Annotated in this window: 4 protein-coding genes; 3 read left to right on the forward strand and 1 reads right to left on the reverse strand. The window is 64.0% G+C overall.

Annotated elements, in window-relative coordinates:
- The 3 genes from EN742_RS32880 to EN742_RS32890 form a co-directional block, all read left to right on the forward strand.
- Positions 1-433 (forward strand): ATP-binding cassette domain-containing protein (locus EN742_RS32880; RefSeq protein WP_128333767.1); only part of this gene is annotated, 433 nt, incomplete at its 5' end.
- Positions 434-503: 70 nt separating this feature from the next.
- Positions 504-1,199, forward strand: coding sequence for an urea ABC transporter ATP-binding subunit UrtE (urtE, locus tag EN742_RS32885; RefSeq protein WP_126054759.1), 696 nt, complete (start codon positions 504-506; stop codon positions 1,197-1,199).
- A 424-nt stretch (positions 1,200-1,623) separates the two neighbouring features.
- Complete coding sequence (locus EN742_RS32890) at positions 1,624-1,797, forward strand: hypothetical protein (protein ID WP_126054758.1); 174 nt, start codon at positions 1,624-1,626, stop codon at positions 1,795-1,797.
- A gap of 19 nt (positions 1,798-1,816) precedes the next feature.
- Here EN742_RS32890 and EN742_RS32895 read toward each other — a convergent pair.
- On the reverse strand, positions 1,817-2,077 hold a 261-nt coding region (locus EN742_RS32895), incomplete at its 5' end, for a diguanylate cyclase (protein WP_128333768.1).

A 2,077-nucleotide genomic window follows, 5' to 3' on the forward strand; every position in this document is an offset into this window, starting at 1 on the left:
GCTGGCCCTCAAAGGGCCGCGCTCGATCTTCCCGGCGCTGTTCCATCGCCGCTCTGCAGCGGAAGCGCGGCGCATCGATGACATACTCGGCATCATCCGTCTCGGCGATAAGCGCGCGGAGCTGGCCGCCAGCCTCAGCCATGGCCAGAAGCAATGGCTGGAGATCGGCATGCTGCTCGCGCAGGACCCGAAGCTGCTGCTGGTCGACGAGCCGGTCGCGGGCATGACCGATGCCGAGACGGAGGAGACGGCGCGCCTGCTCAAGGATATCGCGCGAGATCATTCAGTCATCGTCGTCGAGCACGACATGCATTTCGTGCGCGAGCTCGGCGTCAAGGTCACCTGCCTGCACGAAGGCTCGGTGCTGTCCGAGGGTTCGCTCGATTTTGTCTCGGCCGACGAGCGTGTCGTCGAAGTCTATTTGGGGCGTTGAGCATGATCTGGCGGGTCTCGTTCCACCGTTTCGACCTTTCCTTCCTCAGGCGCTGGAGAAGGCGCTGACCATGCTCGAAGTTTCCAACGCCACGCTGCATTACGGTGCCGCCCAGGCGCTGCGCGGTGTTTCGCTGAAGGCCGGCGCCGGCAAGATCACCTGCGTGCTCGGCCGCAACGGCGTCGGCAAGACCAGTTTGATGAGATCGATCGTCGGCCACCACCGGCTGACGAGCGGAAGCGTTGCCTTCGAGGGGAAGGCGCTCGACCGGAGCGCGGCGTATGACCGCGCCCGGTCGGGCATCGCATTCGTGCCGCAGGGCAGGGAGGTCTTCCCGCTGCTGACGGTACGCGAGAATCTGGAGACCGGCTTCGCGCCGCTGAAACGGGCCGACCGCAACATCCCGGCGCATGTCTTCGAGCTGTTCCCGGTGCTGAAGCAGATGCTCGGCCGTCGCGGCGGCGATCTCTCCGGCGGCCAGCAGCAGCAGCTCGCCATCGGCCGGGCGCTGGTGACGCGGCCGAAGCTGCTCGTGCTCGACGAGCCGACCGAAGGCATCCAGCCCTCGATCATCAAGGACATCGGCCGCGCCATCCGCTACCTGCGCGACCAGGCCGGCATTGCCGTGCTTCTCGTTGAGCAGTATCTCGACTTCTGCCGCGAGCTTGCCGACGAGGTCAACATCATGGACCGCGGGCAGATCGTCCACACCGGCCCCGCTGAAGACCTCGATCGCGCGGATGTCCGGAAGTTCCTGACGGTGTAGCTCGCCTTCGTCATTCTTGGGCGTAGCAAGGAGCGAAGCGACGGGGCGCAGATCCAAGGATCCATGCCGTGACATCGGCGGAAGATTGCGGCGGTCCAGAATAAAAACCGTTCAACCTCGCTCCTGCCATCCTAGAATCTGCACCATTAGTAGCGCTTCCAAGTAACGGCAGGGATCCTTGGGTCTTCGCTCCGCTTCGCGCTGGCTGCGGCCAAGGATGACGAAGTCATTGACGGCTCTGGCGTGTTTAATACCGCATGCTAGTCTTTTCTTGGCCTTGGTGAGTCGGCCGCTTTCCGTACCAGTCGCGAATGAGGGGGAAGGTGCTGGCCGGCCGGCAAGTTCCACGCAAGCAAGCAAGCCTAGCTTTCCCCGCAGTGATTGTCGGTCAATGCGTCCAAACAATCTTGCCAGGGGGAAGGCGATGGAGCGTTTTGTCGAAGACTACCAGAAGCGACGCCTCACCGAGCGCGTCGACATCATCACCGCCATCAACATCCTGCGGTCGCAGGGCTACGATCGGGACGAATTGATCGGCGAAATGACCAAGGTTTTCTATGTCGACCTCGATGCCTACAACGAGGTGATGGCGCACTGAAGCGAAGGCAGGCCGGGCGCTAGCTCGCTCGCCGCAGCGTCGCGGCAAGCACGCGGTTGCGGCCGCCGCGCTTGGCGGCATAGAGCGCCTTGTCGGCGGCGCTGAGCACCTTGTCGAAGCTGATGCCGTCCTGGCTGCCGAAGGCGTAGCCGGCGCTGACCGTGCAGGACAGCGGGCGCGTCTCGGTTTCGATGTGGCGCGCGGCGAAGGATGCACGGATGCGCTCGGCGGCGAACTCGACCTTCTCGGGCAAGGTGCGCTTGAGCACCAGCGCGAATTC

Source organism: Mesorhizobium sp. M4A.F.Ca.ET.020.02.1.1 (genome assembly GCF_004022645.1).
Classification (GTDB): domain Bacteria; phylum Pseudomonadota; class Alphaproteobacteria; order Rhizobiales; family Rhizobiaceae; genus Mesorhizobium.